The sequence below is a fragment of the Ruegeria sp. CG11 genome (genome assembly GCF_056537245.1).
Genome location: NZ_JBQFRE010000013.1, coordinates 87,441 through 95,806, shown reverse-complemented (window position 1 = coordinate 95,806; position 8,366 = coordinate 87,441). Strand labels below are relative to the sequence as shown.

7 protein-coding genes and 1 tRNA gene are annotated in these 8,366 nt (G+C 55.4%); 3 read left to right on the top strand and 5 right to left on the bottom strand.

The genetic code is table 11. From position 1 onward, the window contains the following. Positions 1-244: 244 nt before the first annotated feature. On the bottom strand, positions 245-2,068 hold the full coding sequence (locus ACR0KW_RS19405; protein ID WP_480806454.1) for a BCCT family transporter: 1,824 nt from the start codon (positions 2,066-2,068) through the stop codon (positions 245-247). Between the two features lie 548 nt (positions 2,069-2,616). Between ACR0KW_RS19405 and ACR0KW_RS19400 the strand changes: the two genes are divergently transcribed. Together ACR0KW_RS19400 and ACR0KW_RS19395 are read left to right on the top strand one after the other, a co-directional pair. Next, the gene (locus ACR0KW_RS19400; RefSeq protein WP_480806453.1) at positions 2,617-3,579 is read left to right on the top strand and encodes an alpha/beta fold hydrolase; all 963 of its coding nucleotides are present in this window, start codon (positions 2,617-2,619) and stop codon (positions 3,577-3,579) included. Between the two features lie 83 nt (positions 3,580-3,662). Beyond that, positions 3,663-3,739, top strand: a tRNA-Met gene (locus ACR0KW_RS19395). Between the two features lie 923 nt (positions 3,740-4,662). On the opposite strand, the gene ACR0KW_RS19390 is transcribed toward ACR0KW_RS19395, so the two are convergent. Continuing rightward, a complete protein-coding gene (locus ACR0KW_RS19390; protein WP_480806452.1) occupies positions 4,663-5,262 on the bottom strand; it encodes a hypothetical protein in 600 nt (199 codons plus the stop codon). Positions 5,263-5,665: 403 nt separating this feature from the next. Between ACR0KW_RS19390 and ACR0KW_RS19385 the strand changes: the two genes are divergently transcribed. Beyond that, complete coding sequence (locus ACR0KW_RS19385; protein ID WP_480806451.1) at positions 5,666-6,238, top strand: hypothetical protein; 573 nt, start codon at positions 5,666-5,668, stop codon at positions 6,236-6,238. A 250-nt stretch (positions 6,239-6,488) separates the two neighbouring features. On the opposite strand, the gene ACR0KW_RS19380 is transcribed toward ACR0KW_RS19385, so the two are convergent. Genes ACR0KW_RS19380 through ACR0KW_RS19370 form a run of 3 tightly spaced genes read right to left on the bottom strand, consistent with a single transcriptional unit; the run spans position 6,489 to position 8,319 of the window. Then, positions 6,489-7,091, bottom strand: coding sequence for a hypothetical protein (locus ACR0KW_RS19380; protein WP_480806450.1), 603 nt, complete (start codon positions 7,089-7,091; stop codon positions 6,489-6,491). Between the two features lie 2 nt (positions 7,092-7,093). Continuing rightward, entirely contained in the window at positions 7,094-7,759 is a 666-nt protein-coding gene (locus ACR0KW_RS19375; protein ID WP_480806449.1) for a pyocin knob domain-containing protein, read from the bottom strand. A 2-nt stretch (positions 7,760-7,761) separates the two neighbouring features. Next, positions 7,762-8,319: a phage tail-collar fiber domain-containing protein gene (locus ACR0KW_RS19370; protein WP_480806448.1), complete on the bottom strand. Its 558-nt coding sequence runs from the start codon at positions 8,317-8,319 to the stop codon at positions 7,762-7,764. Positions 8,320-8,366: the final 47 nt, after the last annotated feature.

Sequence of the window (8,366 nt, the reverse complement as noted above, 5' to 3'; positions counted from 1 at the left end):
AGGATCAACCAAAACGCTTGCCACCACAACCCTTCCGGGAAATCGGCGCAAACGCCATACTCAGATGGAAAGAATGGAAAGCAAGAGACGAATGACCCGGGCAGCCTAAGCCGGGCCAAATGCCCGTCAGCGACAGAGTAAGTCCGCCCGGTGGCGACATCTGCTTGCAGGTCGCAATACCGGTTTTGGGAACAAAAAACGCCGCCCCAACGGGGCGGCGTCTGGTTTGATCTTTGGGGCGTTCTTACTCGGCGGCTTGCGCCGTGGCGCCGTGCTTGTCGCGCAGGCTGTCGCGATAGAGCGCCTTTGCCAGAGCAACCATCATCAGGCCCATCACCATGGTAAAGGGAAGCGCGCCGATGATCATTGCGTTGCGCAGCGCATCCATCGGGTTGTTTTCACCCGCCGCCAGGATCAGCGCACCGATCACGGCCATCAGGATCAGACCCCAGATGATGCGGTGCTTGATGCCGGTTTCCTGGCTACCGCCGGACATGATTGTGTTCATCACCAGAATGCCCGAGTCAGCAGAGGTTACCAAGAAGGTCATGATCAGGATCACACACATGACGTTCAGCATGGACAGCAGCCCGCCGTCGATCATGTAGGACAAGGTCACGAACAGTTTGTTGGTGTTCGACGCCCCGATGATCGCACCCTCCGCGGCACCCGCCAGTTCCAGATCGATCGCGGTACCACCCAGAATGGTCATCCAGGCAAAGCACACCAGCGCCGGCGCGAAGACGCAGCCCAGAATGAACTCACGGACCGAACGCCCCTTGGAGATGCGCGCCAGGAACAGGCCTACAAACGGCGAGAACGCGATCCACCATGCCCAGTAGAATGTGGTCCAACCTGCCTGCCAACCGAACTGACGGCCCTGCTCGCCAGCGGCGTAGGCCGCGGCCAGAGTCGCTTCGTCCAACTCGGCGGCTGCACCTTCCAGACCGCTCTTGAAGCCGTCAAAGCTGCCCCACGCGTTGGTTGCGCCACCCATCAGGTCTGCGGCATGGGCCTGTGCCTCGGCAGGCAGGGCCGCCGCGAAGGCTTCGGCCGACAGCGGGCCATATGCGCCAAAGCTGAGCGACAGGAAATGCAGGATATAGTCGACCATCGCCGTGCCATAAGTCGTCATGGCAAAGACGAACGAGCCAAACACGACAAAGGTACCCAACAGGATAATCGACAGCACCAGGTTCAGGTTCGACAGGTACTTAACGCCACGGCCAACACCCGACACAGCCGAGATGATCGACAGCCCCATGATGACAATCAGCCCGGAAATCAGGCCCACTTTGCTGGGGGTCGGAACCTCGCCGCCCAGATCCATAATCCACTCCATCCCGGTGATGGCGTAAAGACCGTCGATAAACTGGCTGACGCCATAGCCGATGGTCACGGATACGCCGAGGATGGTCGCAACGACGCCCAGAACGTCAACCACGTGGCCCAGGAAGCCGTTCATCAGCTTGCCGAACAGCGGTGTCAGCGCCGCACGGATAGTCAGCGGCATATTGCGGGTATAGGCGTAATAGGCCAGCGACAGGCCGGTGACGACATAGATCGCCCAGGCGTGGAAACCGTAGTGCAGATAGGTGAAGCGATATGCAGATGGCAGCGCCTCGGGCGAGTTGGCCTCGACCGCACCGGACACCACAACGGGGTTTGACCCCCACAGGCCCAGCGGCTCAGCTGTGGCAAACACCATCAGACCGACGCCCAATCCGGCACCAAACATCATCGAAAACCACGAGAAGTTCGAAAACTCGGGCTTTTCCCCGGGCGTCCCCATGATCCGGCGCCCAGTGGCGGGGATGATGGCTACAATGGCCAGAAAAAAGAAGAACAAACCTACGATGATGACGTAGAAGCTGTTGAACACTTCCAGCAGCTTGAAGTTCCAGCTGCCCAGCGTGCTGTTTGCATTCGCCGGGAAAATCAGCGCCCACAGTACCAGCGCAACCATGATCCCCTTGCTGATCAGCGCGATAGGGGTGCTGTAATTCTCATAAAAACCGGCATCCGCCGTTTTTATCTCAAGATCCGTAAATGGTTCGGGTACCGACATATTTTCCTCCGTGTTGACGGTATAGCTGGATTGAACTCACCCAAAGGAGAGTCTCCAATCTTGATCTTTTCCTCGACTCGATCCCGTGGGGGCTTTTCACCACTCCACGGTCAGGCAGGTTCCTGAAAGTTCTGTTGAGCATGATGCCCAAGCCGCAATCCATACGCGGCAATTGTTGGTTTTCTTGCCTATATTGACGCTTCCCAGACGATTAGGCTGGAACCGACATATTCCGCAGTTTTGCGACACATACCCCTAGACGGGGTCAAAAAATACACATTTGAAGCGGTGAACTCGGGTTTTTACCCATAAAAATTCTAACACTCGATTTACTTTCATTCACGCGATGCCTGGAAGTTACCTTGAAATCATGATTCCGAAACCGCCACATAAACTGCGCAAGGCAGACAGGCGGGCGTTCATCCCAGCATCAGGAAGGCCAAGGCCACAACACTACGCTTTGGCCCGGGCCTGTATCCGAGTATGAAAAGCATAGCCCGGTCCGGGCTGGAACAATTTCACCCTGCCCCAAGGCGGAGACCGCTTAGATGTACACCTTCTTGACAGTCCTACTGCTGATCGTTGGGTTTTTTCTCGGCATGAACCTGTGGACCCGAAAACTGACTGCCGATGGGCAAAAGCGCGTCCCGCAGCTTGGCGATATCATTCCCGTAAACGGCGGCAGCATTCATTACGTCGAGCGGGGTGATCCGTCGAAGCAGACCATTGTCATGATCCACGGCCTGACCGGACAGTTGCAGCATTTCACCTATGCTTTGGTCGATTTGCTGGCCGATGACTACCACGTTATCGCGGTTGACCGGCCCGGCTGTGGGTATTCGACCCGGGATACGGCCGATCTAGGGCGCCTGCCCGAACAGGGGCGGATGATACAGGAGCTTCTGGACGCCAAGGGCATCACGGACGCTATTCTGGTCGGCCATTCTCTGGGCGGCGCAGTTTCTCTGGCGATGGCTCTGGAACATCCCGAAAAGACCAAGGCACTGGCCCTGCTGGCCCCCCTGACGCAAAAGCTGCCGTCCACGCCACAGGTCTTCAAACCGCTGGAGATTCGCACCGCGTGGCTGCGGAGCCTGATCGGCAATACTCTGGCCGTACCGCTGGCCGCCAAAACCGCGCCGCACACGCTGGACATTGTTTTTGCCCCGGACCCTGCCCCCGTCGATTTCCTCGACCGCGCGGGCGGTGCGCTGGGGCTGCGGCCCTCGGCTTTTGTCACCGGGTCGCAGGATGTTGTGGGCCTTGATGCCAGCCTTGAGGCACAGATAGCACGCTACGGTGACCTGCGCGTTCCCGGCGGGATTCTGTTCGGCGCGCAGGACGTGATCCTGAGACCTCAGGCACACGGTGATCCGATGGAGCAGTTCGGCCTGAGCAACGAACGGATCGACGGGGCGGGTCACATGATCCTGATCACAGCGCCAGAGACCTGCGCCGCATTCATCCGCCGGATTGCCAAAACCGCAAGCACCGAGCCCAAGGCGGTTTGATCAGGGTGAAAAAGAATCCGGCTTTGACCATCTTTTCCCTCTTGACCCTCTCCGGCCCCTCCCTTAAATCGCCTCTCACTCATGGCGGAGTAGCTCAGTTGGTTAGAGCAGCGGAATCATAATCCGCGTGTCGGGGGTTCAAGTCCCTCCTCCGCTACCACCCCCCTTAGGTTTTTGGTTCGAGACGGGAGTGCCTGGGTGTTCCTTGAGCTCGGCTGGAATGGCATCGCTTTCCACTGGGCAAACAATGATTTCAGGAACAAAGGACCTGATGATGTCCAGTGTTTTGGCATCTGCTTTCATCGCAGGATTGACCATCGAGGCCACGAGCCTCTGAAAGGCGCGGATGTCAGCAAATTGTTTGGCGCCAGTTTGTAGCGCGGCGGCAGCTTTCGGACAATTTGGCTCGATTTTCCGGACAACTTAATAAGGCTTATTAGGTAAGGTCAGCCACACAACTGACCTTCGCTTTGATTGAGCCTGTAGCGCGGCGCGCCAATTGGCAGGCAGCGGCGAGATTATTAGCAGTGGCTAGGCGCTAAGCACTGGGTGAAAAAGTAAGATGGCCACACAGCTGTCGTTCACTGCGGCTGCAGCATCCAGCACATCGAACGGCAGCATTATAGTGAAAATGTGTCGTAGTGGCGGCGATGCCGCGACAAGCAGACAACGCGTAGGTTCGGAGAGCCGGGTGCGAGACTATTTGATGACATTTTCAATTTCTTTGGCGTGGGTATCAGTTGGCCTTCTTGCCGGTATTCTTTTCGCCTAGCGGTGAGGCGCACCAAACTCTAAGGCTCTTCAAATGGTTGCGGACCTGTTTCCAAAAGGTAAACAGTGTTTCCACCAATGGAGATTCGACCTCAGGGTGAAACAGTGTCATCCTGATGAAATGGGGCGGCGCGCCTTATTTTTATGACCTAATTCTTCCCCAAGGGGCCAATGTGGACGGCGCGTCGTCCTTCGTGATCTTCAACATCCTTGGCGTTTAGACGTTACTATCCAACGGACACTCATACGGAAAATCGTAGTGTGGAACTTACGAAGACCACTCAATAAAAGACGGCATTAACCAAATCGCAATTATTCGCAGCGACCCAGAATGGAGTTGGGTGTGCGAAACACGCAGCTTTTCCCGCTCACACAGTGAATATCCTGAACGCAAACATTCAACTCTGCGCACAAGAATGTATTCGAGTCAAAATGCGCGCCTACGAGCACTTTCCCGATCGGGCAGGCGTGCATACCGCTTCTTTGGGTTGAAGTGTCGATTTCCGGTGTGCCGAAATCGCCAAAATAGGACTGTGTGACAACATCATAAGACTGACAGTTGAACCCATTTCCATCGACGTGAACACCCACTACTGCTTCACTTGGACCGCACCAATGCATCGAGCCGCCAGGAAACGCGAACTGATTGTCCGTCCTGATACCCCAACTTTGACGTGCCGGAAAATCCAGCGCCCATTCCAGAGGCCCTGTACATAGCAATAAGTTCTGATCAACGTGCACTCCGGCAACCAGGAACCCTGGAGGGCAGCTATGCATTCCGTTTTGTTGAGTCGGCGGCTCATTATCACCATCAACAAACTCCGCTGCTTGAGAGGTCGACGCATTGCCAAAAACGAAAGCACAGAAGGCAAAGATCGAAGCTATACTTTTAAGAGTATTTGTTATGGTCATGACTTAACTCCTATTTTTGAAGAAAATTCAGACTTTGGAATTATACCATATTTTTTCAATATTTGCGGATTTGCCGTGCGTCCTTTGAACATCAGACAATAATCACCGGCAAAACAAAGAAAACCCGACCGCATAGGTCGGGTTGCCTAGGTTCAGGACTCATAGCCAATAGATGACGAGAACGCTACGTCCGCAAACTCGCCGTTACTATGCAGTTCGTCCAATGTCCGGTTTGCGTCATTTCGTGGCTTGCTGCACGAGCCGAGCTCAAAACATCGGTCAAGGTCCGCTCAGGGCTCAAACTATCGGTCTATGCGATAAGCTGAAGAAAACACCGAGAAAGACAAATCTGCTTTCAACTTCGAGAAAAAAAATATTCTAAAACAGCTTGAAGGAGAAACCAATGCATCCACCGATAAGCTCTTACCTGCCATCACGCAGCCGCTACATTCGCCGTTTGAGCACTGCCCTCGCTGTTGTCGGTGCGCTTTCCGCCTGCCAAATGCCGACAAAAGCAAGCGTTACCCAACCGGCGACCTTAGCTTTCTCGAACACATGCTTAGAGAGCCTTCCAAACTTCGAGAACTTTCGAGGGAAGGCACGTGGTGCTTCTCTCCGATCATCTGAGGACATTGGGCGCATCCATTCAGCCTATCTGGTTCCAGGTAGTTCAGCTTTCGTGCGCTTGATGAACCTTCCTGGCGCAACAGACGTTGATGTTTGCGGTTTGAACGTAAAAAACTCGCAGCAGCTCTCCAACATCGGGACCGAAGTTTTGAATGCTGCCCGTTCCAAAGTCGGGACGGCTTCGGAAGAAAAATTCTCGTCGAAAAAGTTTGCGTACGCGATTCAGCTCTCCAACGGAAGCTTGCTGGTCCAAGACACAAAAGATTTAGGGGACATATACAGTTATGTGTTTCTGATCACGCAACCAGTTCCAAGGGGAAGAGTGCCGCCTCTCTTAAATGGCGAATAACCTTCACCTGTGGACCAGGCAGGTAATGTCCGGTTTTCGCCGTTCGAGGTTTGCCGCACCAGCCAAGCCCCAGACGACAGCAACGACCGCAATGGGCTCCCCGTGACCGTAAATTTGTTATTTTCCAATCTTCGCCTTTGCTCTGCCTCGGTATGGCGCACCGCGCCGAATTAGGCAGGGTACGGCCCCAGACCGTTGCCAAACTGCGCCTGCTGTTCCGGGGTCAGATCATGAAACGAAGGTCGGCACGTCATGGCACCTTAATCCCCAGATCATCAGCCATCGCCATTGTCTTTGCCTTGCCATCGTTCAAAATGACTTCGAATTTGAACGGATCGGTTTCGGCCAGCAAATCTGCCTTGACCTTTCGGCGTAAGCCCGAGATTTTGGCATTCATTTTGTCGTCACGGTCAGCCCGCACCTTGATGGTCACGGTCAGTTCATCAACCGTTCCCCCCGTCAATTCTGTCTCAAGCTGCAAGGTCTGTACCTGCTCAGGGATCGCAATGCCCGAAAGGTACGCCCGCGCCGCTTCGGCCTTCTTTTCCCGCGCACGCAGCTCGGCATCAGGCACACCCAGGTCGATCTGCGCCGTGAACCCATTGATCCGTGACGTCATTGCTGAAATTGCGTCCTGCTTGGTTGGGTAAGTCGGCTCAGCGTCCGGTGCGCTTTCGACAAGCTTCAGCTCATCGCCGCCAACATCCACACGCCAGAACACATCGCCCAAGATATGTCGCCACCAATCGGCATCGCTCACCGCAATGAACGGCTCTGGAACACCGTCCCCTGGCAACAACTCCGGTGCATAGAAAGTGATCAGGCCTTGGTCGTCGTAATGTGCGTATTTCATGGTCAGTACCCCAATGCCAAATATGAAAATCCAGTGGTGCCACTTACCGTCGCGCCAGCATGGGTATAGCCAGTAAAATTAAACCCGGTCGTATCGGCGTTCCGATAACCAACAATATGTACGGTAGCGGCACTCGTGTTCCCGTTAACGCCAGTATATTTCACGTGAAGAAAAGTGTTCGGAAACGCGATAGGAAAGTTAACCCGCTGGTTATTAGCTGCTACTCCTCCACCCCACTGCAAAATCAAACCGCTTGGCAGAACTTCGTAACCGTTGACGTCCAGCAGCCCGTCACCATGCTTGTTGTCCCAGACGCGCCGCCATGCAGTCCAAGTCAGCGTCGCATCGGTGCGGCGGCGCGAATAGGTGTCGCCGCTATCGGACAGGACAATCTGCTGAGCGAGCTCCCCTGATGCTTCTGTGTGCCAGACAGAACCTGTTTGACCGGACGCAGGGTTGCCGGTGGCCGTGTCGGCAAACTGGAACAATCCAAATTTAGCCAACGTATCCAGATTGGTCACCATGTCCGCCAGACCGCCCAACCCGCCAAGGCGCGCGAGCATGGTAGCGGCGTGGTTTTCGTCATCGCCCAACGCCGCAGCGATTTCATCCAGCGTGTCCAGTGCGGCTGGCGCGCCGTTCAGCAGTGCATTGATGCGCGCAGCCAATGTCAGGGTGAAATCACCTTTGCAGGCTCAGTTCCCGCCAATGCCTCAGCCTCACTGGTAAAGTTTACGGCCAGCGTCCGATCCCCCGACATGTCACCGCCCCCGGTCAGGCCACTGCCAGCCGAAACCTGACGCTCTACAGGCACATAGGCATCGGTGCCTTGTACCTGCAGCACTAGGTTCTGCAGATCGGAGAACAGAACATACACCCGCACCAGCGCTGAAACCGTATCTTTCGGTTTGTTTACAGGTGGGTCGTAATGGGCGATGGCAATCAGATCACCATCGGCATCGAACAAGCCGGGTTCCCAGACGACAAACGGACCTTCGTCCACATCCAACAGAACCTCAAAAAACGCCGCGTTGAGGGCATCAGGCACAGTACCGCTACCCTGGACAGCTTTGCGGCCCTGTTCATTCTCCAGCGTGGTTTCGTTGCCGCCGGGAATGCGGGTACCGTCGCCCCAAGCGATTTCGGTGATGGTCAACGGGGTGCCACCGGCGAGAGCAGCGGCTTCCTTGTTGCGCCCGGTTTGGGTCAGAATGGCAAATTGAGCCATGGGTTGCGCTCCTAAGCGGTGGATACGATTGAGGTGATGCAAGTGGT